Genomic DNA, 26129 nt, shown 5'->3' with positions numbered 1-26129 from the left:
CTAAATATCTTATTTAACCGCTTCTGCGCCACTTACGATTTCGATCATTTCTGTCGTAATCATAGCCTGACGAGTACGGTTGTAATTCAATGTTAAACGATTAATCATTTCGCCTGCGTTACGCGTTGCGCTGTCCATTGCAGTCATACGAGAAGCATGCTCACTCGCTGTTGTTTCAAGCATGCCACGGAAGACTTGCATTGCAACGTTACGAGGGACAAGATCGCTTAGGATCTTATCTTCGCTTGGTTCGTATTCTACAGAAGCGCTTGCACCCACGTCACCTTCAACCTCTTCTGCCTTAAATGGCAGAAGCTGCATAGGTGTAGGAACTTGGCTCATCATGCTTACGAATGTGTTGTACATCACAACAACTTCTTCGCACTCGCCCTTCTCAAACGCGTCCACAAGAGTTGAAGCAAACGCTTCAGCTTCATGGTACTCAGGCTGCTTGCTAATGAGATCATCATGACTTGCAAAAATGTCGTCTGGGTAAACCGTACGAATCTGGTCACGTACTTTACGACCAACAGTCACGTATTGAACAGTGATGCCTTGCTTTTTAAGGCTAGCACCAAGTTCAACGGCCTTCTTAGCAAGACCAGTGTTAAAGCCACCACAAAGACCACGTTGAGAACCAAATACAACAATACGTACAGTACGTACAGTGTCGTGGCCACGTAGTAGAAGTGGAGCACTTGAATTTCCAGCAAGGTTCGTCGCTAGACCGTTCAGCACGGATGCCATTTTTTCGGCATATGGACGTGCCTCTTCACAAGCCTGACGAGCCCTCACCACCTTGGCAGCCGAGACCATTTTCATGGTCTTGGTAATCTGCCTTGTGTTTTTAACAGACGAAATACGTCCGCGGAGGTCTTTAAGCGACGGCATCGAGGTCAGCAACCTTTACTTTAGTTACAGTTTCATCATCTGAGTCAGAGAAAGAGTTCTTCGCGCTCTCAATCACTTCCTTCACACGCTCTTCAAGCTTCTCATCAAGCTTACCTTGAGACGTAATGTCGTCTAGCAGGCTCTTGTAGCTTGAGCGTGCAAGCTCAACAAGGTGTGCTTCAAATGCAGTGACATCGTCTGTCGCAAGGTCATCTAGGAAACCTTTTGTACCAGCGTAGATGCTCACAACCTGCTCAGCAGCGCTCATAGGGCTGTACTGCTTCTGCTTTAGAAGCTCAGTTAGGCGCTCACCACGTGATAGAAGCTGCTGCGTAGAGGCATCAAGGTCTGATGCAAACTGCGAGAAGGCTGCCATTTCACGGTACTGGGCAAGGTCTAGACGAAGTGTACCAGCAACTTGTTTCATTGCTTTCACCTGTGCAGAACCACCAACACGAGATACCGAGAGACCTACGTTAATCGCTGGACGTACACCAGAGAAGAACAGGTCGCTCTCTAGGAAAATCTGACCATCCGTAATCGAAATTACGTTTGTTGGAATGTAGGCAGATACGTCACCCGCTTGCGTTTCAATGATTGGAAGGGCTGTTAGCGAGCCACCACCCATTTCATCAGAAAGCTTACATGCACGCTCTAGAAGACGAGAGTGTAGGTAGAATACGTCACCTGGGTACGCTTCACGTCCTGGAGGACGACGCAGTAGAAGTGACATCTGACGGTAAGCTACCGCTTGCTTAGAAAGATCATCGTAAATAATCAGGCAGTGCATACCGTTGTCACGGTAGTACTCACCAATCGCACAACCTGTGTATGGTGCCATAAACTGCATTGGCGCAGGATCAGAAGCTGTTGCAGCAACAACAGTTGTGTACTCCATTGCACCGCTTTCTTGCAGTGTTTTAACAACCTGCGCAACAGTTGAACGCTTTTGACCAACCGCTACGTACACACAGTAAACTGGTGCATCAGTTTTGTGCGTATCTTTTTGGTTAATGATGGCATCGATCGCGACTGCTGTTTTACCAGTTTGACGGTCACCAATGATCAGCTCACGCTGGCCACGACCTACTGGTACAAGTGCGTCAATCGCCTTAAGACCTGTTTGCATTGGCTCGTGTACAGATTTACGAGCAATAATACCAGGAGCAATCACTTCCACACGGGCAGTTTCTTTAGCGCCTAGAGGGCCTTTGTCATCAATTGGGTTACCTAGAGCGTCTACAACGCGGCCGCAAAGTTCTTTACCAACTGGTACGTCAACAATACGGTCTGTACGTTTTACAGTGTCGCCTTCTTTAATAGAAGAGTCATCACCGAAGATAACCACACCAACGTGGTCTTCGTCTAGGTTAAGAGCCATACCTGTAGCGCCTGAAGCGAATTCTACAAGCTCACCAGCTTTTACGTTATCTAGGCCATATACGCGTGCTACACCGTCACCTACGGCAAGTACTTGACCTACTTCAGCAGTCTTAGCTTTTTTACCAAAGCTCTCGACTTGCTCCTTAATCACTTTACTGATTTCATCTGCTTTGATGTCGACCATATGTTTTGTCGTCCTCTCTTTGCTCTATTAAATTATTTATTGCTCATGTTCTTAGAAAAACTGCTAAGAGCACCTTTGAGCGAATTATCATACTGTTTAGATCCGACTGTCAGAGTTACCCCTGCAATAATTGAAGGATCCACAATCTCTTCAAGCCTAATGTCTTTGGCATCCTTGTACTCGTCTTTCACAAACTTAGTCAGCGCGTCTTTTTGGCCTTTCGTCAAAGTTTCAGCACTACGAACTTCTGCAACAATGCGACCTTCAGACTCACTGAGCATTGCAAGGCCAAGCTTCAGCGTTGTCTCAACAAATGCGCTGCGGCCTTTTTCGCCCATTACTGAAAGGAAGTTTGTTACAAGTTCCGTTGCCTTCACGCTCTTTGCCAAAGCCTGAAGTGTTTTTGTTTTTTCATCAGAGCTCTGTGAGCTGTCTGATAGAAATGCAGATACATCACCTGCTCGTGAAAGAGCCGTAGATACGGCTTGAACTGACTCAACGTCTTTTTTAGAAGCTCCAGAAAGTAGCTCAACAAGAGCTTTTGCATAACGCTTTTCTGGGCCATGTGTAAGAATTTGCATATTTTTTATACCATCAATCTTGTTTACGCGCGTTAAAAGATTCGTGGCATTAGTACCACGGGGGTAAGCTGTTTTGCAAGTCTTTTTGACAAAAAAAACCGCCCCTAAAACCCTAAGATAAAGCCCAGCCTAAAACAACTATTGAAAGCGTACTATCCTTGTGCCATATTACGCCCCATGAAATACAAAACAGAGCCAACTTATACACACGGAACATCTCATAAAACTGGGATTCTTCTTGTAAACCTCGGAACACCCACTTCACTCGATTACAAAACAATGAGGAAATACCTAAATCAGTTCCTCATGGACCCACGTGTTGTGGAACTGAATCCTGTAAAATGGTGGCTCATTTTAAATGGTATTCTTCTCAATTTTATTCCGCAACGTAGCGCTAAAAATTACGCTAAAATTTGGGACAAAGAAAAAGATGATAGCCCACTGCGTGTGACCTCTGTTGCACAACGTGACGCTCTCCAAGAGATGTTTGATAAACGTCATGTTGCCGTTGAAATTGGCATGCGCTACGACCAGCCTTCTATTGAGAGCGCCCTAGAGAAATTGAAAGAGCAATTTTGCGACCGTATTCTTGTGGTGCCTCTATACCCACAGTACGCCGGCGCAACTACAGCTTCAGTATGTGACGAAGTATTCCGCGTTATGCAAAAAACACGCTGGATGCCAGCTCTGCGTATCGCTCCGCCATATCATGACCACCCGGTTTACATTGAAGCACTTGCAAATTCTGTAAAAGAACACACCAAAGATAAAGAATTTGATGTACTCCTCACAAGCTACCACGGTATCCCTGAACGTTACTTTAAAGGCGGTGACCCGTACCATTGCCACTGCCAGAAGACAACACGTCTTCTACGTGAAAAACTTGGCCTCACACCAGACCAAACCAAAGTGAGCTTCCAATCTCAGTTCGGTAAAGAGCAGTGGATTGAGCCTTCTACAGAAGACACTTTAGAAACCCTCCCTAAACAGGGCATTAAAAAGCTTGCCGTTATTACCCCTGGCTTTAGCGTGGACTGTGTAGAAACACTTGAAGAAATTGCTGTAGAAGGTAAAGAAACATTTATGGAGCACGGCGGTGAAGAATATACCTTTATCCCATGCCTCAACGATAGCAAAGACGGGATGAAGCTGATTAAAGCGATTTGTGACAATGAGCTGCTTGGGTGGACCTAACATGAAAAAAGTTGATGATAAGTTCACCCAACAAACAAAAGAAATGCAATCTTCAGAAGATGACTGGAAATTACTTTTCTGGATTATTGTTTTAATTCTATGGATAATACTGCTCAGCAATGGAACTCTTGAGAAATATTCCGATTGGGTAGCTTCGAAAATATTTACGGAGTGCGCCATAAAAAATGACTTTTCCGCAACATGTAAACACTGGCTTAAATTTCTCGAACCTGATTCGCAAAGCTAAAAACATTGAATGCCTATTATTTAGGCATTTTCACAACACCCTTTCCGGCGATATGAAATTATATTTTTTTATCCCTTGAAGTTCCCCCTCAAACCTTCCATACTTTTATTAGTTGATACAGAAAGGAGACGTAGACATACGCACTATTGGTATCCTAGGAGGTTCCTTTAACCCACCGCACACGGGACACCTCACTATGGCGGAACAAGCGTACAAACGCTTAGGATTCAGTGAAGTCTGGTTTCTTGTCTCTCCTCAAAATCCTCTCAAAGAAAAAAATGACATAGCACCGTTTAATGTGCGCTTTAAACTCTGTGAAGACCTCGCAGAAGAGCGCCCATGGCTAAAAGTGAGTGATTTTGAGCAAAATACTGCCACCAACTATACGCTTGATACACTGAGAGCCCTTAAAACATCTTACCCAGATTGTACATTTGTTTGGCTTATGGGTTCTGATAACCTTTCCAGCATCCATACATGGCAAGGCTGGAACGAAATTTTCCTTGAGTTTCCTATTGTTGTCCTATATAGAGAGCATTTTTCATCACTTGCAGGCCTAGAGAGCCCTGCAGCTGAAAAATACAAAGAATTTCGCGTAGAGGAGCACTCTCCTCTAGCGGATGCGCCCCAGTGGCGCGTGCTGTTTGTACCTCCACATGAAGGCCAAGCAACACACATTAGGGAAGAGCTATCTTCTGGCGAAGAACCGTCTCATATGACAAAACGTCAGAAAAATACGCTCAAAAAACACCCTGATTTATGGGATAGCTAGTGTTCCCTCCCATAAATAGGTAGGAAAGGAGTAAGGACCATAGACCTTAAAACACAGAAAGAGATGAAACTTCATCTTGGTAAAACGGGCCAAAACGCGGCACTTGTTGCCCTTGAAGCCCTTGAAGACATGAAAGCTGAGGACATCACCCTCATCCCACTTCCAGAATCTGCAATTGCTGAGGCATTTATCGTAGCCACAGGGAATTCCGACCGTCACGTCGGCTCTCTCGCTCGCGCCGCATCAGACGAACTCAGAAAAGCTGGATATGAGATCCTAGGCATTGAAGGCAGCCCTGCTAACTCTTGGGTTGTAGTTGACGCCGGTGATATTATCGTTCATATCTTCCAAGAAGAAGCTCGTGAACTCTATAATTTGGAAAAAATGTGGGGTCATGACTTTGAAAGTGATGATGACACAGCAGTATATGGTGAGATTGATATCCCCGCTTCTGCGTAGATAAACCCAATTTATAGGTAAAAGATGAAAGCCACAATCCTGGCGACAGGTAAATGTCGTGACAAACACCTGCTCGCTCTGGAAGCGGAGTACATCAAACGGCTAAAGCCGTACATGCCAACGAGCATAACAGAGCTCCCGCATGGTAAAAACTCTGGTGGCGAAGCATTAAAACTCGAAGAAAGCAAAGTTCAGCTTTCTAAAATTCCTGCATCAGCAAAAGTCATTGCGCTCGATGAGCGCGGTAAACTGCTCTCTACGCAAGAATTCTCTAAAAAACTCTCAGACTATCAAGACCATGGCACAAGTGAAGTGTATTTTATTATTGGCGGATCAGACGGCCTTCACCAAGATGTAAGAGACCGTGCCGATCTTGTACTTTCCCTGTCCAAACTCACATTTCCCCACCAAATGGTGCGCCCGATCATTACAGAGCAAATTTATCGTGCCATGACTGTTGTTGCAGGCCATCCATACCACCGCCAGTAAAACTGGAGGTTTCCTTGCCCCCTCATCCCATAAATACGTAGGGTAAAAATTGCTAAAACAGCAAAAAGGGGCGCAATACGCCCCTTTTCACATCGATTCAAAGAAGAATTACTCCTCTTCCTTAACTTCCGTAAAACCATGATCTGCCGTAGTGGTTTGTGCTTTTGTTTTGCTGACAATATAGCCAGCAAGAACAATAGCCACACCACTTACAGCAGCAGCATAGGCCGTCAAACCAATATGAGCAAACATGTTGCCCGGGCAAAGCACACCAAGGCTAATCGCCAGTGCAGACGCACCGTAGATAGCCCACTGGTCGGCTGCAGCAGGCTCACCGCTGCGGCTGCGGAATTCAAAGATACCGAAGATCAAGCCCAGCACACCACCAGCAATACTGACAAAGTCATCAGCAGGCAGCGGGTACCAAACAGTTGCAAGACCCATTGCCAAAGCAGCATAAACCATGACAGGGCGCCAATTGGCTACCAGCCAGTCATGCTTCTTTTCCACCATCATAAGAAACGGCTTCAAGAAGAGATAAGTTGGAACAGCCAACACAGACACAACCTTCATCAGTGTCGACAAAGGTTTCCCCTGAAGCACCACCACGCGGTAGCTGGCTACCATGGCAAACAATGTAGCCAAAGCCACACTGGCCCAGCCCAGCGTACTGAGTAGGAAACCATCCACCTCACCAAGGCAAAGGATGCTTGGCACAGCAAGAATGGCCATTGGCGCAAACAGGCGCCACTTATCAACCGGCGTCAGCGGGTCATGGCTCCCTTTGCCTGTGAAGGCAAACATGCCGAAAATCCCAGCCAGAATGATCGTCAGCACATTCATGGCTGAAACATCCAGGAAAATCATCGGAATCGAAATCAGCCATGCGACCCAGATTGGCACCGTGTTTTGGGAATCTTTTTGATCTTGGAAAAGATCGTGCCCCTTTTGGATCAGCGGCAAGAAGAAGCGGTCAAGTGCCGCATAAAGTCCGTTCATGAGAAACCTCCTGTAGAACGAGAAAATTGTCCGAAAAAGATCACTAGTACCCAGACTATTGGCACACCCCCTTAAAAAGTCAACCCCTGCCCTAATTCTTGCTTGTGAAAACACCCTGATTTGCACTATTTTAAATACCATGACAAAACGTAACTCACCTTTCCTCCTCTGTGTTCTTGATGGCGTCGGCCTCAGTAGCCGTACAGAAGGCAATGCAGTCGCTCTCGCACACACACCTGTGCTAGATGAGCTATTTCAGACATGCCCACACAGTACGCTCCTGACACATGGAGAGCATGTTGGCCTCCCTAAAGGCCAAATGGGGAATAGTGAAGTTGGCCACATGGCGATTGGTGCAGGGCGCGTTCTTTTACAGCCTCTTGCCCAAATTACACAAGATTTAAACACAGGTGACTTTGCAAGAAAGCCAGAATGGAACGCTTTCCTGTCTGATGCGAAAAGTGCAAAGACCGTCCATGTTGTTGGCCTGTGTTCTTACGGTGGCGTACATAGCCATATGGATCATATTAAAGGCATGCTCACTGAGCTTAATAAAACAGGTGGGAAGATTGTTCTGCACGCCATCACAGATGGTCGTGACAATGCGCCAAGATCTGCTATCAAAGAACTGCCTGAGTTAGAAACATTTATCAACACACTTGAAAATGTAACCCTTGCCACAATTTGCGGCCGCTACACAGCCATGGACCGTGATAAGCGCTGGGAACGTACAGGCGCTTATTACAACCTGATCACACAAGGTGAAGGCACAAAAGCAGGCTCTATTTCCGAAGCCATTGAACTTGGTTATGCAAACAACGATTCTGGAGATGAGTTCATTCAAGAAACACGCATCGAGGAACACCTTGTACAAAAAGGTGATGCACTCCTCTTTGCTAACTTCCGTGCAGATCGCATGCGTCAAATTGTTCGTTTGTTTATTGATCAAAAGCAAAACCCTGAAGCACCCAAACTTGCAGCAGTCGCAACGCTGACACCATACGATGAAAGCTTTGAAGAACTTGGCCCCACAAACTTCCACATTCTCTACCCACCAAGAACAGTGCCAAACACACTTGGAGAAGAAATCAGTAAAGCAGGCCTCACACAATTGCGCATTGCTGAAACAGAAAAGTACCCACATGTGAGTTACTTCTTCAGTGGTGGTCGTGAAGAGCTCTTTAAAGGCGAATCACGTAAGCTTGTGAACTCTCCAAAGGTTGCTACATACGACCTTCAACCAGAAATGAGCCTGCCAGAAGTAACAGACGTACTTCTCAGTGAAATTGAAAATAACACACCTGATTTCATCATGCTTAATATGGCAAACGGAGATATGGTCGGTCATACAGGCGACATTGAAGCTGCAACACAATCTATTGAAGCGGTTGATACTTCTCTTGGTAAACTCCTTAAGGCCATTCAAGATAAGGGCGGTGAAGCCCTCATTCTTGCAGATCATGGTAATGCAGAAGAAATGCTGACTGAAGATGGAAAAATTTCAACAAAACACTCTACAAACCCAGTACCATTCATTTACGTTGGCGCACAAAATATTCACCTCAAAGATGGAACCCTTGTGGATGTGGCCCCAACTGTTTTAAAACTTCTAAACCTCAACCAACCAAAGGAGATGACTGGCACATGTCTCGCATTTTAGCCCTCCTCCTTGTTTTGGTTTCAGTGCAAAGTTTTGCACTCACAGAAGCACAACTTAAAGAGCAAAAAGAACGCATCAAATCTCTCATGCAGGAAACTGTTATGGAAAAAGAGAACCTTGCCCGTGAAAAGGAAAGCCTGTTTTCACAAGAAACAGAAGCTCGTGAAAACTTTAAAACAAAGCTTCACACATTCCATAACACAACCAAGATGATGCTCAAGCTACGCCGCATGCCGAAAGAAGCGATGGCGGCACAAGGTATTCTTACCCTCAGCCACAAGCGCAACCGCCTGCTCAGTATGGGGCAAGACAACCTACAGGATGAACTCTCCTCTCTGACAGCCAGCCTTTCTGAATATTTAAAACTGAAAGAACTGATTGAACGTAAAGAAGTACTGCTCGATATTGTTCATAGTGATATTGCTGGCATGCAAACAGCCCTTGGTACAATTGAAGGCCATATTGATGGTTCAAAACCTATTTCTAAAAAACGCCTGCGTACACTTGAGGCAGATATTAAACGCCTCATCAAACAAAAGAACCTCAGCCGCTTCTTTGTAGAGCAAGCGAAAAAGCAAACGCTAGAAGTGTCTCCTGAGAGTAATAAAGCCATGCCAGTTAGCGGACGTATTACACGTAAGTTCCGTGAAGAAGATGCTCTAGGCCTGCACGCAGATGGTATTGATATCCAAACAAACTCAGGCGCTGAAGTGATGCCAACACAAAATGGTAAAGTGGTTTATAGCGGACCGTTTAAAGACTACGGTACTGTTGTTATTCTTGAGCATGGACTCGATGTTTACAGCGTTTACGGAAACCTAGAGACATCCTACGTAAAAGAAGGCGATGTTCTTACAGAAAAAACACCTGTAGGTATTCTTCCAAAACAAGGCAAGCCAAACCTGTATTTTGAAATTCGTAAAAAAGGCCGCTCTATTGACCCTGTTGCATGGCTGAAAAGTAGCACATGATCTAGTCTTTTAACGCTGTGCTCATGCTTGCGAAAAAACATGGTTTTTCTTGGCATTAACACGCGGCTGCGCCAATACGTGTCGCAGCATAGCCGTACAACTCTTAAGTTACACGGCTATACACACAAAACCTTTGCAGTTCGTGCATAAATCTTTTATCGTTATGCACAGATTATAAAAATAAAAAATTAGGTCATTCTCATGCGTTTACTTGCCACCATTGGTTTTGCATCCCTGCTTACACTTTCTGCACATGCAGTTGATAACAAAGAGCTCTATGAAAAGCTCGATATTATGACGCATGTCATTGACCGAATTAAAACAAGCTACGTGGATGAAATCTCAGACACAACTCTTGTAGAAGATGCCATTGAAGGCATGCTAACAGCCCTCGATCCACACTCTTCTTACCTCCCAGAAGACGCGATGAAATCTATGACTGAGCAAACTAAAGGTGAGTTTGGTGGTCTTGGTATTGAGGTCACAATGGACCGTGGTGTTGTTAAAGTGGTTTCGCCAATTGAAGGCACACCTGCCTATGAAGCTGGCGTTGAAGCTGGTGACCTCATCATCCAAATTGATGGTAAAGACGTACAAGGCCAAACTCTTTCAGAAGCTGTTGACCAAATGCGCGGTAAAGTCGGTAGCGACATTAAGCTTAAAGTTTTCCGTGAGTCTGAGCGTAAAGCGATGGACATCACAATCACACGTGACATCATCAAAATTATTCCTGTGAAGTCTCGCCTAGAACGTGATGGTGTTGGCTACCTACGTATCACAACGTTTAACGAGCATGTTGGTAAGCAAATTAAAAAACACCTAAATGACCTGAAAAAAGAGAACGAAGGCGAGCCACTACAAGGCCTTGTTCTTGACCTACGTAACAACCCTGGTGGACTTCTGTCACAAGCTGTTGCTGCCTCTGATGCGTTCCTAGAGCAAGGTGAAATTGTTTCAACACGTGGCCGCATTGAAAACCAAAACCAGCGTTATAACGCACGCTCTGGCGATGTTATGGAAGGCGCTCCAATTGTTGTTCTGATCAACGGCGGTAGCGCATCTGCTTCAGAGATTGTTGCAGGCGCCCTACAAGACCATAACCGTGCACTTGTTCTTGGAACAAAGTCTTTTGGTAAAGGGTCTGTACAAACAATTATGCAGCTCCCAGGTAACTCTGGTATGCGCCTCACAACGGCACTTTACTACACACCATCTGGCCGTTCTATCCAAGCCAAAGGTATTGAGCCAGACATCGAAGTGAAACCTCTAAAAGTTGAAGACGTTGATGTATCTGACCGCCCATCTGAAGCCTCTCTTAAAGGCCACATTGAGCTTGAGAAGATGCTGGAAGAAGCTGGTGAAAAACTATCTTCTAAAGATAAGAAAGACAAAAAAGACGAACGCCCTTACGACTACCAACTTGAACGTGCCATTGATATGGTGAAAGCACTGGAACTATGGTCGAAGAAGTCGTAAACCCTGCACCCAAACAACCGCACACCCTGAGACTTGTTATTGCAAGCACTCTGGGTGTGCTTCTCTTTGTAGCATGCGTTGCTTCTGCCTTTTACTTCGGACAAAAAGAACAAGCAACTGCACAGGCTGAGAACAACCCATCTGTACAAACGCTACAGAGGATCCCTTTCTACAGCCCTCCTCTTTCAAAAGAAACACTCTCACAAGTTTCGGCAACGGCACTGCCAAGCCTCAACACTTTAATTGAAGGCAACATGCTCCCGTTTGAACCTGCAAAGGAATCACAAGCGCGCTATGAAGCAAATATGGCTGATGTCAAAGTGCTAAACGGCCCTAAAATTGCCATTGTTATTGATGATATGGGCGTCAATGTTTCTGAAAGTCAACGCGTTCTAGATGAACTTCCGAAAGAAGTGACTCTTGCCTTCCTGCCATACGGTAATGGCAGCATGAAGCAAGCAGACTTTGCCCATAAGCGCGGCCAAGAAATTATGGTTCATATTCCAATGGAAGCACGTACCAATGCAGAAGGCTACACACCTAACCCAGGCGAAAATGCACTTTACGTAGAGCTACCAGAAGACGAACTCTACAAGAGAACTGTTGAGAACATTACCCCGTTCCTCTCAATTGCTGTTGGCGCGAATAACCACATGGGCTCTAAAATGACCTCTAGTGAAAAAGCCATGCGCCCTGCACTGCGTGCCATTTCAGATCACAAGCTCTTCTTCCTAGATAGTCTCACAACAGCTCAGAGTCGCGTCAAAGCTGCAGCAAAAGATCTTCCTCTTCCTCTGCTCACACGTGATGTCTTTCTTGATCACTACCAAGACAGTGTACGCATCAACCAAGCTCTTGCAGAAACGCTTAAGCAAGCACAACAAAACGGTTCAGCAATTGCGATTGGGCACCCATACCCAGAAACAACTGCTGCCATTGCAGCATGGGTAAAAACACTCCCGGCGGGCGTACAGCTTGTTCCAATCACAACTCTTTTAAAGGAGTAAGTCATGAATCAACCACACGACCTTATGGAAGCTTACAGACCAGGTGCTATTGTTGTCCTCATGGATGAGCGTGCCAATGTATTTGTTGCAGAGCGTTCTGATGTCGCAGATGCATGGCAACTACCACAAGGCGGCATTGATGAAGGTGAGGAACCTCTTGCAGGTGCCATTCGTGAACTGTTTGAAGAAACGGCCATTGAAGAGGCAGATATCACTCTTCTCACACAAACCCCATTTTGGACATGGTATGATTGGCCTGCTGAAAACAGACCTGATCGTGACCAACGCAAACCACAGTATGCCCACCTTAAAGGCGCTCGCCATCTTTGGTTCTTCTTCAAGTTTAATGGTAGTAAAGAGGACATTGATCTTTCAAAAGCCCAAGATAAAGAGTTCTCTAACTTTAAATGGGTCAAACCAGAATGGATTCAGGAAAACACTGTAGAGATGCGTAAGGCTGGCTACAAACAAGCGTTTGATTACTTCTTTACCAAAGGCGTTTTAGGCCTTTAGCCTACATTCTTTTCGGTAAAACAGATTTTATCACAAATTTAAATACCAAAATAAACCACGCCAGAGCAATAAGAGAGGTGTGAAAGATAAGAGCCATAGTTCCTGCAATTGTAGCACCACCAGTTAGCGTACCAATACCTGCACCAATCATAGCACCCAATTTTGTACACCATGACCAGTCACATATAGCGTTACCAGCAGCAGCACCTGCAGCTGTTGCTGCAAGCCCAATAATAATTATAGGCCAAGCAATCGCAGCCTCTCCTCCCCCTGCAAACAAGGCGAGCACCATTTTTATAATTTTAATTTCCTTACTAATAGAAGGAATAATTTGGTTGGAAATAATAGCCACAGGGAACGGAATTGCAATAATCGCCTGCACAATCGGGTTGGCAAAAAAGCTTAAGACGCGCGATAAAATACCACGCTTCACTTTATTTTTAGCAGCTTTTCCAGCTTTTTTAGCTGCACCTTTCGCAACTCTTCCAGCACCTTTCGCAGCAAAACCGCCCGCCTTACCAGCGGCTGCCCCTGCCTTTGCTGCAGCGCCTGCAATTGCTGTAATAGCCAAATGCCTATCCCTTTTTATATTTAAACCCTAGATACTTATAGGGTTCCACATAAATTAAACCGCTTGACGCCCCTGCAAGGCAAGAGAAATCGTCCCTTCATCAAGGTAGTCCACATCTGCACCCATTGGCATACCCCGTGCCAGAACAGTCAGATTTACCTCTGCATCTTTAAGGCGACCTTTAATAATATGTGCTGTCGTTTGGCCTGCAACGCTGGCACCAAGAGCCAAAATAACCTCAGAAACACCCTCAAAAGACGCACGAGACACAAGATTATCCATATTTAGATCGTTAGGGCCAACACCCTGCATTGCATCCACAACACCACCAAGAACATGATACATACCCGTAAAAGCACCACTGCGTTCAATCGCCCAAAGGTCATCTACCCCCTCAACCACACAGATACGGCTATTATCACGCGTCTGAGACGTGCAAATATGACAGGGATCATCTAAGGAGATATTTGCGCATGTTGTGCATGTTTTCACGTCCTGTGCCACAGCCTTCATCTTCCCTTCAAGGCTACTCATACACTCAGGATTTTGCAGCATATGCAGTGCCACACGCTGTGCACTACGCTTCCCAACACCTGGAAGGCTTGCAAGTTCTTTAATGAGCTGTTCTAAAGGCTGTGGAATCAAGGTAAGGTCTTTCTTTACATGCCAAACATGCCGAGGCCAGCACCACCAGTCATTTTGTTCATTTCTTCTTGAACATGTGACTGGATTTTACCGTGCACATCGTTAAATGCCACAACAAGCAGGTCTTCCAAAGTTTCTTTATCGTCCATTACGTCTGGAGAGATCACAACTTTTGTCACGTCAACTTTACCTGTCATAGAAACCTGTACAAGGCCGCCACCAGCTTCGCCAGTCATTTCTACTTTATCCAGCTCAGCTTGCAGCGCTTTCATATTCTTCTGCATTTGCTGTGCTTGCTTCATCATTTTACCGATATCTTTCATCATAAGATTTACCCTTTATTTCTTAGATTCATTTTAAACCTGAACCACATCCACAACTTCACTGTCTGGATAGAGCTCAATTAAACTTTTAACGTTGTCATCTTGAAGCGCTTGTCTGACACGCTCTTTACGTGCCTCTTCTCGCTCCTCAGCAAGTGTAAGTGCTCCTGCTTCTTTTGCATCTCTTTCAAGAGTCACCTCCCAAGCTTTACCCGTTTTCTCTGAGAGAATCTGGCGAACCTTATTTACAAGGTCCTCACCCTTAGCAAGTTTCTCATCACACTGCATGCGCAATGTGCCATCTTTGACCATAAGCGGTCTCACATGGTGCACAAGCTCACCTGCAACAACAGGTGCAGCCTGCTTCACAAGTTCTACAATATCTTCCCAGGCATCAGGTGTTTTTGGAAGTTGAGGTGTTTGCTCCTCAGCTGGTGGCGTCTCTTTAGGATGCGACTTTCCCGGCAGGTCTTCAGCTGACGCTGCCTCCGCTACCACAGGCGCCTCTGTGCCTGCCATACGTCCAAGGATCTTATCAATTGCTGGAAGTGGTGCAAGGTGCGCGACACGCACAAGTCCCATTTCAACAACCTCATGCACACGGCCAGCTTGGCTTGCTTCCACAAAAATGTTGTGCAGCATTTGATACGCGCGGCCCATACCTTCAAGAGAAAGCTTTGCAACCAAAGGAGACAAACGTGTTTTCTCAAGTTCACTCAGACCCGCAGAGTCTGCCAGTGTTGGCACAAGCTTCATGCGTGTCATTGTGTAGAGAGAGTCTTGTAGATCTTTTACAACCTGTAATGCATCGTAACCATCCATGTACATTGCTGCAAACCCTTCAAGAGCCTTTTCTGGCTGACCACTCAAAATATTTTCAAGAAGATCATAGACACGCTCCTTGCTGGCACCGCCAAGCATGGCGCGCACAGATTCTTCTGTAATCTTTTCACCGGCACTCAGTGCAATGGCTTGATCAAGAATAGATAGACCATCACGCGCTGACCCATCTGCAGCACGGGCAACCATGTGGATGGCATCCTTGTCAGCCTCTACACCCTCTTTCTCAAGAAGTGTCATAAAGTAATCTGCAAGCGTGCCTGATGTAATACGTTTCAGGTCAAAACGCTGACAACGAGACAGAACCGTAATTGGTACTTTGTTCACCTCAGTTGTCGCAAAAATAAATTTTACATTTGCTGGTGGTTCTTCCAGCGTCTTTAGAATGGCGTTGAACGCCTGTTTAGATAGCATGTGTACCTCATCAATGATGTACACTTTGTAGCGACCAGATACAGGCTGATAAGCGACACCTTCAAAGAGTTGCTGAATCTCATCTACACCACGGTGAGAGGCGGCATCAAACTCAAGCACGTCAGGGTGACGCCCTTCCATAATCAGCTTCACTTGTTCGTCGTTTTCTTCCCAACTGCTAGATGGACCATTTTCACAGTTTAGCGCCATCGCCATAATACGGGCAGTGGTTGTTTTACCTGTTCCACGAATACCGTTGAAAACAAAGGCGTGGTGGATACGTCCACTTGCAAGTGCGTTAGAGAGAGTTTGAACCAAAGCTTCCTGCCCAACCATGCTCGAAAAAGTATTCGGGCGGTACTTACGGGCAAGAACCAAATAATCGTTTTTGTGTGTAGAATCAGTCATAGCTCAAACTATAGCGTTTTTTGAGTTTTTTGCACAGGGGAAAGAGGTGTTTTAGAAACAAAAAAGCCCCCTTCTAGGGGCTTTTTATAAATCGATTTATTCTTAGGCTTTTTGCGCCACCATAAAGGAGCGTAACACATCCTCCATGCGACGTTCACGACCACGGCCAGGCTGCTGATAAAACTCCACCACATCCAATTCCAGGCGTACTCCCACATATGTTCTCTGAGCAGGAGAACGAAAAGAAACCGCGCGAATGGTTCGGCGCCTGCCCTCACTAAAAGCTCTGGCATACGTTGTCAGAACTGCAGCCATTTGACTTGTGTGTTGGTCATAACCTTGCTTATAGAAGTTAAAAATTTCAGGCTCAAGCCCCATGTTAATGAGTTTCTTAATGGGCTTGTTAGGCTTTACATCTACCCCGCACCAAAAATCACTCGGCACACTCTCCGTGAGTTGCTGTGGCATGTGACACTCCTTGTCATAGAAGAAAAAGATAAAAGATTCCGAAAGGAGTGCATGTATACAATACCTTTTTGAAAGGTGCAACCCCTTAGAAACAAAAAACCGCCCCGAAGGGCGGCTTTTTTATGCTTAAAGCAGCAAATTACATCATGCTAGCAATAGTCTTACCTAGATCAGATGGCGTTGGAGCGATTTTCGCACCTGCATCAGTTAGAGCTTCAACCTTACTTTCAGCAGTACCTTGACCACCAGAAACGATCGCACCAGCGTGGCCCATGCGCTTACCTTTAGGTGCGCTAGAACCGGCGATAAATGCAGCAACAGGTTTGGTTACGTTTGCTTTAATGAAAGCAGCCGCTTCTTCTTCTGCTGTACCACCAATTTCACCAATCATCACAATACCTTCAGTTTGAGGATCATTTTGAAACTCTTTAAGGACATCGATGAAGTTTGTGCCGTTCACAGGGTCACCACCGATACCTACACAAGTCGACTGGCCAAGACCTTCAGCTGTTGTTTGTGCAACCGCTTCATAAGTCAGTGTACCAGAGCGTGATACGATACCGATTTTACCTTTTTTGTGAATGTGTGCTGGCATAATACCAATCTTACAGCCTGCATCGTCTTCTGGTGTAATCACACCTGGGCAGTTCGGGCCAATGAGGCGTGTTTTACAGTCGCTACGCTGAAGACGCGCTTTTACTTTAATCATATCTTTTACAGGGATACCCTCAGTAATACAGATCGCAAGCTCAATACCTGCGTCAATCGCTTCAAGGATTGCATCCGCTGCAAATGGAGGTGGTACGTAGATTACAGATGCTGTTGCTTCTGTTGCTGTTACCGCTTCCTTCACTGTGTTAAATACTGGCAGACCAAGGTGCGTTGTGCCGCCCTTACCTGGTGTTACACCACCAACCATTTTTGTACCGTACTTAACCGCCTGCTCACTGTGGAACGTACCGTTCTGACCAGTGAAACCTTGGCAAATTACTTTTGTATCTTTATCAATGTAGATAGACATAGTCTTTCCCTTTTATTATTAGGCCGCTTTAACAGCAGCTTCCGTTAAAAATGTTAAAATTTCATTATAGTCATCCATCACCCAGTCTGCGCCAGCTGCTTTCATCAGCTCAGTACGCTCTGCTTTATCTGGATATACCCCTGTGTAAGCTATTACCTGCATGCCTGCCGCTTTACCAGCCTTCACACCTGTTGGACTGTCTTCAATCACCACAGTTTCGTGTGCCTCAAAGCCAGCTTCTCTCAAGGCCATCAAGTAAAGATCTGGCGCAGGTTTTGGATTCTCAATCAAATCCACACCCACAACTGTTTCAAATACATCATCCCAACCATGGTTAGAGATGTGCTCTTTAACTGTTGGCGTTCTCGAGTTAGATGCACAAGCTTTCTTAAGAGATGGTTCACGCAGAAGCTTTTCTACATCCGTGCATGCTTCCAGGCCCACCGTATGGTCATATTCAAGCATTGCATCACGCAGATCATTATAAACCGTTTCAGGAAGTGTGACACCAAAGCGTTCTTCAAGAACAGGGAAGAACGACGTCCACATCGCCCCGCTAAACTCAGCGACAATCTCAGCAGCCGTCATAGTAATGCCGTGCCCCGTCAGATACTCAGACATAATCTGATAGTGCGGCGTTACGGTATCCACCAAAACCCCATCACAATCAAAAATGATATTTTTAATCATCGCTATATCCCCCTATTTCAATATGAAAGTCTCTAATTTCTTGAGCTATATTCGCAACATCTAACAATGATGAAATAACAACTATAACCGCAAGAATAACTCCAAAGACAAGAACCGCGCCAGAGAACTTAAACTCCTCAGGAAGAAGCTCATCCTCCTTGTTTAACACACGTAATGGTTTAAAGTTTGTCACAACTGCCACCACAGCATAAAACACACTTAATGCTAGCATAATAACAAGCAGTAAATATATAGATTCCGTATATTCAAAAGCATCTGATTCCCAATAAACCATCCCCCCAACAACTCCACTTACAAACAAAATAGAACCGTAATACAATAAAGTAAGAAGCCCTGGCCTTTTAATATTAAAGTTTTTAAATCTAAAATAGAGAAACCTAATACTTCCCAAGACAGCAATAGCAAATCGGTAAATAAAATATGACGAAAATATAATCGCAAGAATTGTTGTTTGCAGCCCAGACAAAGTCCACCCTAGATCAACATGGTCATGCGTCAATGTAATCAAAACTCCACTTACAACACCTGATACAAATCCGGGTGCAAAGTAAGCCGCAACGACACATACAGACATAGCAAACGCTAAAAACAACATGTGCATTACGTTACAAAACGCAAGGTTACGATAAACCTGCGAACCAATGCTCACCTGATCTTTAAAAGACGATTCGTTTAAGAACTGTAAATAAGTCTTCATTATATTTTCTTTAATAGAGGCGGAGAGCTTTCACCCTCCGCCAACACATATTCTACTTACGCAGCTTTCGCGTTACGCACTTCTGCGATGATCTTCTTGGCAGCGTCGTCTAGACTATCCGCTGGTGTAATTGGCAGACCTGATTCAGATAGAATCTTCTTACCAGCATCAACGTTTGTACCTTCTAGTCGCACAACAAGTGGTACAGAAATCTGTACTTCTTTCGCTGCAGCGACCACACCTTTTGCGATCACATCACACTTCATGATGCCACCGAAGATGTTCACAAGAATACCGTTTACGTTTGGATCAGATAGAATGATCTTAAACGCAGCTGTTACTTTTTCTTCTGTTGCGCCACCACCAACGTCTAGGAAGTTCGCTGGAGATTCACCGTAGTGCTTAATAATGTCCATTGTCGCCATCGCAAGGCCAGCACCGTTTACCATGCAACCAATTGTACCGTCTAGAGCCACGTAGTTTAGGTCGTATTTGTGTGCTTCAACTTCTTTAGAGTCTTGCTGTGTGTGATCATCCATGTCAGCAAGATCAGGGTGACGGAATAGTGCGTTCCCATCAATAGCAAGCTTTGTATCAAGGACAAGAACCTTGTTATCGCCCGTCACAACAAGTGGGTTAATTTCAAGCATGTCTGCATCTAGGGCATCAAACGCTTTCCATAGGCCCATTGCCACTTTAGAAAAGTTCTTAATTTGCTCACCTTCTAGACCCATACCAAACGCAAGATCACGTGCTTGGTAAGGCATAAGGCCAACCATAGGATCGATATCTACGTTTAGGATTTTCTCAGGTGTTTCTTCAGCCACTTCTTCAATGTCCATACCACCTTCAGAAGATGCCATAATGAATGGGCGAGAAGTTTCGCGGTCTAGCATGATTGAGAAGTAAAGCTCGTTTGCAATGTCGCTACCTTCTTCAACGTATACTTTATGAATAGGCAAGCCTTGTGGGCCTGTTTGCTTTGTCACAAGAATTTCGCCAAGCATTGCTTTAGCAGCTTCTTTTGCTTCAGCTGGTGATTTACACACCTTCACACCACCCGCTTTACCACGGCCACCCGTGTGCACTTGAGCTTTAACAACAGTGATTGCTGTTCCTAGCTCTTTTGCAGCAGCTTCCGCAGCTTCTGGGCTGTCAGCCATAATACCATTCGGTACGGCTACGCCAAATTTCTTCATGAGTTCTTTTGATTGATACTCGTGTAGGTTCATAATATTTATTCCCTAAAGTTTAGTTTTATTAAAATTTAAATTTTTATGCCGCAGACTTGTTCAGGTCGATACTATCTACAAGCCCCTTCACAGCGCTTACAGAATGATCAAACATCGCTTGCTCTTCGTCTGTTAGGTCAATTTCAACAACCTTCTCAATACCACCGGCACCAATCACTGCTGGTACACCCACGTAAAGATCTTTCACGCCGTACTCACCTGTTAGGTGTGCTGCACATGGAAGGATACGTTTTTTATCTAGTAGGTAGCTTTCAGCCATTGCAATCGCACTTGCAGCTGGCGCGTAAAACGCACTACCAGTTTTGAGAAGACCAACAATTTCAGCACCGCCATCACGTGTACGCTGAACAATCTCATCTAGCTTCGCCTGTGTCATCCAACCTTTAGCGACAAGGTCTGTTACTGGAATACCTGCAACTGTGCTGTAGCGAGTCAGTGGCACCATCGTGTCACCGTGGCCACCAAGTACAAATGTGCGCACATCTTCAATTGATACGCCAAGTTCTTCAGATAGGAAGTAAGAGAAACGAGAGCTATCAAGCACACCCGCCATACCCACAACTTTACTGTGGTCAAAGCCAGTTGCTTCACGCATCACCCACACCATTGCGTCAAGTGGGTTTGTAATTACGATCACAAATGCGTTTGGTGCGTATGTTTTAATGCCTTCACCCACGCTCTTCATCACGTTTGTGTTAATTTCAATTAGGTCATCACGGCTCATGCCTGGCTTACGCGCCACACCTGCCGTCACGATGCAAACGTCTGCATCTTTAATATCTTCGTATGAGTTTGTCCCTGACATAGATGAAGCAAAACCATCCACACTGCTGCTTTGTGCAAGATCAAGTGCTTTACCTTGTGGTAGACCTTCTGCGATATCAAACATTACAACATCACCAAGATTTTTAAGGCCAGCAAGATGCGCTAGCGTACCACCAATATTACCTGCACCAATAAGAGCAATTTTTTTACGTGCCATGAAGGTTCCCTTCCCTTTTTATTCTTTAAAGACGCACATAGGATACGCCCTTAAAGGAACAATTGCAAAGAAAAGAGGGCGCTTTTTACGCCCTCTTTATTCATCGATTATTTCTTGTTCTTTGACATGAAAAGATACACAAGGCAAACCCAAGGGAATACAGGGATCAGACACAAAGCCAGAACCAAACGAAACGGCCAAAACCTAAAAATTCGACCTGCAACTTCCCAAAGAATAAGCCAGAATATAGCCAACAGAGCAAGAAAAGCAACAAAAGCAAGAATGCTGCTATCCATTCAATTCTCCATAAAAACGGAACAAATAGAGTTAATATACTTATTGGTTATAGGGATTTTGTAGGATATTTCAAGATTTTTACTGTATCTCACGCCTAAAACCAGTAAACTAAGCCTATCAACTACCTTTCCTTCCCGTTTTCAAAGGATACGCCATGTCGTGGTCTCAAAGACCCCTTAACCCCAATAGCAAACGCTACAAACTGGCCTGCTTTATCTCTTCTCTTCTCACTGGACATAGCATTCAGCACATGAACCAATGGGGCGGATTTAACGCAGCCACCATTAATGTACTGATTCATGACGGTAAAGTTCTCATGGGCAAACGCGCTCCCTTTCTTGAACGCCACGGGCTTTACTCTCTCATGGGTGGTTATATCGAGCCTGAAGTTGCCGAAAGCTTTGCCGAAGGCGCTGCACGTGAAATTCTTGAAGAGTGTCACATTGCCATTGACCCTGACGCCCTCATGCTTCTAGAAGAAAAGAAAGCACCCAAGATTCATCACCATGTCAAAACCAAACACCACGCAGAAACCCATAATATTATCTGTGTTTTTGTATATGTGCTCAGTGATGAAGAAGCCGCAATGGCCGCCCCTTCTGATGAAATGGATCCACTTGAGTGGCTCACTTTCTCTGAAGTTGTGCAATATGCCAAAGATGACAAGCTCGCTTTTCGTGAAGATCTGCGCATCCTCAAAAAAGCGCGTACCCTTGGGTATTTTTAAACGATCCCCAAAGCCTCCGAAAGGGGGCTTTTTTTTGTGCTTAGAGACAGTGCCTTGCACACGAAAGCCCTAACTGCCACAACCTGCTTTACTTATATTTAGCTTGCCCGCCTCGCTCTCGCTCGAGCGTAGCATTACCTTGCGGACCAGCAACAAAAGGCCTGAGCCTTTTGGGTCGCACTTGCTCCCACTCGCACAGGCTTAATTTAAAAAATTTTAGGAGAGGTTTTTGTGCCTTTAACGAACGCAGAGCACAAAACGTGCTTAAGTGAGGCAAAGTGCAAAAAGCACCCTAAAGAAAAAGGCCAAGGACGACCCACCCGCTTTTGCTACCGTTGCTCCCTTTCGGGCCTGGCGGGGTTTACAGTGCGCTGCGTCCGTCCTTGGTGAGCTGCACCTTACACCAAAAGTCCCAGTTTGGAAAGCGTTAGTGCACTGTCATATTCAAAGCCTTGTGGACGCTCTGTATAAACGGTTTTATTTACGCTAAATGGCAGAGCTGGAAACTCACTGTGCCACAGCCCTTTCACTTGCAGAGACAGACAATCACTCCTAGCAAGGTTCACTACAATACGGTGGTCTGATAACTGCGCTGTCACAACCTTTCTGCCAGACCCATGCAACACGCCCATGCCTAAACCTTGCAAAGCTGAAATTGGAAATGGTGTAAACGAGACATTGGGTGTTTGGTACCAAAACTTCGGCCCCACACGAGAATCAGCCTCTAAACAAATGAGACCCTTATAAATTTTCGCCTTGTTAGATTCTTGCTCCATATGTAGGCTTATTGTGCAAAAAATAACCATAAAAAGGCAAGACCTTGGCACCAAAAAATTTATTTCGAGGTAAAATCCCACTTTTTATCAGTGTATTTCTACCCATTGCCCTATTAATGGGTCTTTTTTACAGTGTCAGTGTTGCGACTTTTTATAAACAAGCTGAGCACCAGTACCAGCTTGACACAAACAAAACGCTTTCAAGTGCCCTGCAATACGGTCGAAGCCTCCTTTCTGCACGTTGGAAAACAGAAGAGCGTCCAACAGGGTCTGCCTATAAAGACAAAAAAGAGTACATCAATAGAGCTCTATCAAATGAGCTCTCCCTTCTCTCTCTTTCGCCGACAAGCGGACTCATGCTTATTGATACAAAAGCAAAGCGCGTTCTGGCAACTTACCCTGAAAAAAGCCGCACCCTAAAGTATGCCAACATTCAAGAACACCTGCTTCATAAAAACAGCAGCATTGAGCCTTTTAAATTAATAGGTGAGCAAGGCGGTTACGCCCTTATTACATACTACGCACCTCTAGATATCCACTTTATTGCTTATGAGCGCCTCTCTTTTGAATCTTCCCCTCTCTATGAAGGTGTAAAAAACTGGGGCTACATGACTTTACCATCTGTCATTTTTTTTATTGGAATTGTTCTCGTCCTCATTTGTTTAAAAGCTTTCATTCAGCCCGTTCAGAGGCTTACAAGAACACTTGCTGAAGCCATTCAAAAAGATGACTTTAAGACCAAAATCCCAGCCTCTGGCTCATCAGAAATGCAATCTCTTTCAGATCAGATTAACACGCTGTTCTCTTTCATTAATAGGCGTGATGAAAAACTCGCCAAGCATGCAGATTATCTTGAAGAGCTTGTAGACGAACGTACAACTGATTTACAAGCCGCACAAAAACAGCTGGTTCAACATGAAAGACTTGCTGCTGTAGGTGAGTTTGCCTCCAGCATTGCACACGAACTCAGAAACCCTCTTGCCTCCATTAAAATTGGTGTAGAAAAACTTGAAAAACTGGCCTCTTTACCAAACGATCAAAAGCGCGCTCGGCTTGTTAAAAAGGAAATCCTTCGCCTAGAAAACATGCTCACAGGGATTCTTTCCTTCACAGCGAACCGCCCAAACACGATTGAACACGTTGAAGCACAAGAAATTATAGATCAAGCCATACCATCCATTGAATCTTTCGGTTCAAACAAAGATGTATTTGTGAATATTATTGGTAAAGAGAGCCACCAAAGAGTTGCTATCGATCGCAATAAAACCATGCAAGCCATCCTAAACATTACCAAAAATGCCTTTGATGCAGCACCACCAGAAAGCATGATTACAATTACGCTACACCAAACAGATAAAGACTTCTGTATTGATGTCCATAACGAAGGTGATCCAATTCCGGGCGATATTGTAGAGCGCCTGTTTGAACCATTTTACACAACTAAGTCAGGTGGTACAGGTCTCGGTCTACCAACAACTAAGCGTATTCTTGAAGAAATGGGCGGAAATATCACATTACGTACCGAGCATAACTACGGAACATGCTTTACTATCCACCTGCCCCTTGCATAACCTTTATGACACCCCTATATTTTAAAGGGATGAAACAAGGGGTTATAAAAGAATATGCCAGCTCTTAAAGAAGCAAAGGTACCTTTCTATAAGAATATGATGCTGATCACAGACTTTAACTGTGGTGTGGCAAACGCTCAAATCGAACTGCGCTTTCAAAACGTTTTTCTCTATACAACACAAGAGCTAGCTAAAGGCAAACTCACCAACATTGATAGACGTCTTAAACCTGCAGATTGGATTGAAGACTACATCTACAGAGAGCGCCCATTTGTTCCAACATCTATTCACAACGTGCCATTTGGTAATATTGATTTTGCAGCTTATGCAAACTACACATGTTACCGCGCTCTAGGCAGCAACACGCGCCCTAACATTTTCATTCACGTGACTGACCCGGGCGTTGGATTCGGGAAAGACAGAACCATTCTTGTAACAGATGAGCACAATGTGTTCATTGGCCCAAACAACGGATCACTCGGTCTAATGGCACGCTACTTTGAGTCTCGCGGCATTGGCTACACCATTTACAAAATTGATATTCCATTTATTGAACATTTAGAGCGCACACGTACAGGCAGCCCAACATATATTCTGCCGCACACCTTCCATGGTCGTGACCTGTTTGCCGTTGTCGCAGGCCTCATTGCAGGTGGTGTTCACCCAGAAAGCCTTGCACTGGATGAGCCAGATACAATTCTAGAACCTGCTTACGCACAAAACATTTCTCGCTTGCCTTCTAAGGTTGGCCAAGTTGCAAGATTCCAAGTCTTTAGAGACAACACGGCTGGTAACATCAAAACCAGCTTCTCTATTGACCAGAAGAGCTTTGACCGCATTGTTGCTGAAGGCGCAAGGTACCGCATCAGCAAGCCCAATACGGCAAAATTCCAGATTCCATTTTTAAAACGCCAAATGACGTTCCCTGCTAAAAATGTCTTCGCAGACATGAAAGCTGGCGAACCTCTTCTCTATCTCGGTAGCACCTTTGCTGTAAACTGGGATGAGCGTTTTGTAGAACTTGCCATTAACATGGGGAACGCAGGCCAAAGCCTTGATGTTTCTCCACTGCATGGCGCAGAGATGCTCATTGAGCGCATCCAATAAAATTAAAGTAAGAAACTGACAAAGAAAGAAGTAAAAAATGGCTAAAGCGTATCACATGTTTAATGTTCGCCAGTACGCACTGATCTTTAACGATGAGAACAAAGTACTGGCTCTTCAAATCCCTAAGCGTTACTCAGAGAGTGGCGGTAAGTGGGCATTCCCAGGTGGACGCATGGAAGCACATGACCAGCCTAAAGGCGGTCTCCTGCGTGAAGTGAAAGAAGAAACTGGCCTAGATATTCAGCCAGACGGTATCTGCCATGCAGGTGTATGGAGCAGTGAAGCTGTTTCTAAATACGCTGTCTTTTACACAGCAACACTGAGCGGTGATATTGCCCCCGTTCTAAGTGAAGAGCATGAAGATATGACTTGGATTGGTGAAGATGAAATTGCAGAACACACATTCATCTACCCAACATTTACGCAAGCGATCAAAAAGGCGTTTGAATCACGTAAATAAGCTTGAGTCCCTACAAAAAAATCCCCGCATCT

The 26129-nt window shown here is 44.9% G+C and carries 29 protein-coding genes and 1 other RNA gene; 14 read left to right on the top strand and 16 right to left on the bottom strand.

The window, feature by feature from the left end:
* Positions 1–9: 9 nt before the first annotated feature.
* Genes VX730_01445 through atpH form a run of 3 tightly spaced genes read right to left on the bottom strand, consistent with a single transcriptional unit; the run spans position 10 to position 3039 of the window.
* Positions 10–891 carry a F0F1 ATP synthase subunit gamma gene (locus VX730_01445; GenBank protein MEC9291045.1) on the bottom strand — a complete coding sequence of 294 codons (882 nt, stop codon included), beginning with the start codon at positions 889–891 and terminating at the stop codon, positions 10–12.
* Entirely contained in the window at positions 878–2458 is a 1581-nt protein-coding gene (gene atpA / locus VX730_01440; protein ID MEC9291044.1) for a F0F1 ATP synthase subunit alpha, read from the bottom strand. Before atpA ends, VX730_01445 begins: the two co-directional genes overlap by 14 nt.
* Before the next feature lie 32 nt (positions 2459–2490).
* Complete coding sequence (atpH, locus tag VX730_01435) at positions 2491–3039, bottom strand: ATP synthase F1 subunit delta (protein ID MEC9291043.1); 549 nt, start codon at positions 3037–3039, stop codon at positions 2491–2493.
* Positions 3040–3216: 177 nt separating this feature from the next.
* Between atpH and hemH the strand changes: the two genes are divergently transcribed.
* From hemH to VX730_01410, 5 genes are all read left to right on the top strand, one after another.
* On the top strand, positions 3217–4233 hold the full coding sequence (gene hemH / locus VX730_01430; protein ID MEC9291042.1) for a ferrochelatase: 1017 nt from the start codon (positions 3217–3219) through the stop codon (positions 4231–4233).
* A gap of 1 nt (position 4234) precedes the next feature.
* The gene (locus VX730_01425) at positions 4235–4480 is read left to right on the top strand and encodes a hypothetical protein (protein MEC9291041.1); all 246 of its coding nucleotides are present in this window, start codon (positions 4235–4237) and stop codon (positions 4478–4480) included.
* A gap of 112 nt (positions 4481–4592) precedes the next feature.
* On the top strand, positions 4593–5252 hold the full coding sequence (gene nadD / locus VX730_01420) for a nicotinate (nicotinamide) nucleotide adenylyltransferase (protein MEC9291040.1): 660 nt from the start codon (positions 4593–4595) through the stop codon (positions 5250–5252).
* 63 nt (positions 5253–5315) lie between these two features.
* Entirely contained in the window at positions 5316–5711 is a 396-nt protein-coding gene (rsfS, locus tag VX730_01415) for a ribosome silencing factor (protein MEC9291039.1), read from the top strand.
* Positions 5712–5735: 24 nt separating this feature from the next.
* Positions 5736–6200, top strand: a complete 465-nt coding sequence (locus VX730_01410) for a 23S rRNA (pseudouridine(1915)-N(3))-methyltransferase RlmH (protein ID MEC9291038.1) — start codon at positions 5736–5738, stop codon at positions 6198–6200.
* A 108-nt stretch (positions 6201–6308) separates the two neighbouring features.
* Here the strand turns inward: VX730_01410 and VX730_01405 are convergent, their stop codons facing one another.
* Positions 6309–7199 carry a hypothetical protein gene (locus VX730_01405; GenBank protein ID MEC9291037.1) on the bottom strand — a complete coding sequence of 297 codons (891 nt, stop codon included), beginning with the start codon at positions 7197–7199 and terminating at the stop codon, positions 6309–6311.
* A 139-nt stretch (positions 7200–7338) separates the two neighbouring features.
* On the opposite strand from VX730_01405, the gene gpmI reads away from it, so the two are divergent.
* From gpmI to VX730_01380, 5 genes are all read left to right on the top strand, one after another.
* Positions 7339–8859 (top strand): 2,3-bisphosphoglycerate-independent phosphoglycerate mutase, encoded by a 1521-nt coding sequence (gpmI, locus tag VX730_01400; GenBank protein ID MEC9291036.1) that lies wholly within the window; start codon positions 7339–7341, stop codon positions 8857–8859.
* The gene (locus VX730_01395; protein ID MEC9291035.1) at positions 8844–9830 is read left to right on the top strand and encodes a peptidoglycan DD-metalloendopeptidase family protein; all 987 of its coding nucleotides are present in this window, start codon (positions 8844–8846) and stop codon (positions 9828–9830) included. The genes gpmI and VX730_01395 overlap by 16 nt, the downstream gene beginning before the upstream one ends.
* Before the next feature lie 201 nt (positions 9831–10031).
* Positions 10032–11306, top strand: coding sequence for a S41 family peptidase (locus VX730_01390; protein MEC9291034.1), 1275 nt, complete (start codon positions 10032–10034; stop codon positions 11304–11306).
* Entirely contained in the window at positions 11288–12313 is a 1026-nt protein-coding gene (locus tag VX730_01385) for a divergent polysaccharide deacetylase family protein (GenBank protein ID MEC9291033.1), read from the top strand. The genes VX730_01390 and VX730_01385 overlap by 19 nt, the downstream gene beginning before the upstream one ends.
* A 3-nt stretch (positions 12314–12316) precedes the next feature.
* Positions 12317–12826 (top strand): NUDIX domain-containing protein, encoded by a 510-nt coding sequence (locus VX730_01380; protein MEC9291032.1) that lies wholly within the window; start codon positions 12317–12319, stop codon positions 12824–12826.
* 1 nt (position 12827) lies between these two features.
* Here VX730_01380 and VX730_01375 read toward each other — a convergent pair whose 3' ends face one another.
* From VX730_01375 to mdh, 10 genes are all read right to left on the bottom strand, one after another.
* Positions 12828–13397 carry a hypothetical protein gene (locus VX730_01375; GenBank protein ID MEC9291031.1) on the bottom strand — a complete coding sequence of 190 codons (570 nt, stop codon included), beginning with the start codon at positions 13395–13397 and terminating at the stop codon, positions 12828–12830.
* A 54-nt stretch (positions 13398–13451) separates the two neighbouring features.
* Complete coding sequence (recR, locus tag VX730_01370) at positions 13452–14042, bottom strand: recombination mediator RecR (GenBank protein ID MEC9291030.1); 591 nt, start codon at positions 14040–14042, stop codon at positions 13452–13454.
* A 14-nt stretch (positions 14043–14056) separates the two neighbouring features.
* Entirely contained in the window at positions 14057–14365 is a 309-nt protein-coding gene (locus tag VX730_01365; protein MEC9291029.1) for a YbaB/EbfC family nucleoid-associated protein, read from the bottom strand.
* A gap of 33 nt (positions 14366–14398) precedes the next feature.
* The gene (gene dnaX, locus VX730_01360) at positions 14399–16027 is read right to left on the bottom strand and encodes a DNA polymerase III subunit gamma/tau (protein MEC9291028.1); all 1629 of its coding nucleotides are present in this window, start codon (positions 16025–16027) and stop codon (positions 14399–14401) included.
* A gap of 102 nt (positions 16028–16129) precedes the next feature.
* The gene (locus VX730_01355; protein ID MEC9291027.1) at positions 16130–16495 is read right to left on the bottom strand and encodes a hypothetical protein; all 366 of its coding nucleotides are present in this window, start codon (positions 16493–16495) and stop codon (positions 16130–16132) included.
* A gap of 139 nt (positions 16496–16634) precedes the next feature.
* Positions 16635–17516 (bottom strand): succinate--CoA ligase subunit alpha, encoded by an 882-nt coding sequence (gene sucD / locus VX730_01350; GenBank protein MEC9291026.1) that lies wholly within the window; start codon positions 17514–17516, stop codon positions 16635–16637.
* 18 nt (positions 17517–17534) lie between these two features.
* Positions 17535–18206 carry an HAD family phosphatase gene (locus VX730_01345; protein MEC9291025.1) on the bottom strand — a complete coding sequence of 224 codons (672 nt, stop codon included), beginning with the start codon at positions 18204–18206 and terminating at the stop codon, positions 17535–17537.
* Positions 18199–18924, bottom strand: coding sequence for a hypothetical protein (locus VX730_01340; GenBank protein ID MEC9291024.1), 726 nt, complete (start codon positions 18922–18924; stop codon positions 18199–18201). Before VX730_01340 ends, VX730_01345 begins: the two co-directional genes overlap by 8 nt.
* 56 nt (positions 18925–18980) lie before the next feature.
* Positions 18981–20156, bottom strand: coding sequence for an ADP-forming succinate--CoA ligase subunit beta (sucC, locus tag VX730_01335; GenBank protein ID MEC9291023.1), 1176 nt, complete (start codon positions 20154–20156; stop codon positions 18981–18983).
* Between the two features lie 43 nt (positions 20157–20199).
* Positions 20200–21159 carry a malate dehydrogenase gene (gene mdh / locus VX730_01330; GenBank protein MEC9291022.1) on the bottom strand — a complete coding sequence of 320 codons (960 nt, stop codon included), beginning with the start codon at positions 21157–21159 and terminating at the stop codon, positions 20200–20202.
* 451 nt (positions 21160–21610) lie between these two features.
* Here mdh and VX730_01325 point away from each other — a divergent pair, with 451 nt between their 5' ends.
* A complete protein-coding gene (locus VX730_01325; GenBank protein ID MEC9291021.1) occupies positions 21611–22183 on the top strand; it encodes an NUDIX domain-containing protein in 573 nt (190 codons plus the stop codon).
* A 295-nt stretch (positions 22184–22478) separates the two neighbouring features.
* On the opposite strand, the gene ffs is transcribed toward VX730_01325, so the two are convergent.
* Positions 22479–22571, bottom strand: an RNA gene (gene ffs, locus VX730_01320) — signal recognition particle sRNA small type.
* A gap of 10 nt (positions 22572–22581) precedes the next feature.
* Entirely contained in the window at positions 22582–22959 is a 378-nt protein-coding gene (locus tag VX730_01315; protein MEC9291020.1) for a hypothetical protein, read from the bottom strand.
* A 116-nt stretch (positions 22960–23075) separates the two neighbouring features.
* Between VX730_01315 and VX730_01310 the strand changes: the two genes are divergently transcribed.
* The 3 genes from VX730_01310 to VX730_01300 are packed head-to-tail and all read left to right on the top strand — an operon-like array spanning position 23076 to position 26097.
* Positions 23076–24530 carry an ATP-binding protein gene (locus VX730_01310; protein ID MEC9291019.1) on the top strand — a complete coding sequence of 485 codons (1455 nt, stop codon included), beginning with the start codon at positions 23076–23078 and terminating at the stop codon, positions 24528–24530.
* A 54-nt stretch (positions 24531–24584) separates the two neighbouring features.
* Positions 24585–25637 (top strand): SAM-dependent chlorinase/fluorinase, encoded by a 1053-nt coding sequence (locus VX730_01305; GenBank protein MEC9291018.1) that lies wholly within the window; start codon positions 24585–24587, stop codon positions 25635–25637.
* 37 nt (positions 25638–25674) lie between these two features.
* Positions 25675–26097 (top strand): NUDIX hydrolase, encoded by a 423-nt coding sequence (locus VX730_01300; GenBank protein ID MEC9291017.1) that lies wholly within the window; start codon positions 25675–25677, stop codon positions 26095–26097.
* Positions 26098–26129: the final 32 nt, after the last annotated feature.

The organism is Pseudomonadota bacterium (genome assembly GCA_036141575.1).
Classification (GTDB): domain Bacteria; phylum Pseudomonadota; class Alphaproteobacteria; order UBA2136; family JAPKEQ01; genus JAPKEQ01.
Note: the sequence above shows the minus strand (reverse complement) of the source record. Positions and strands in the feature narration are given on the sequence as shown.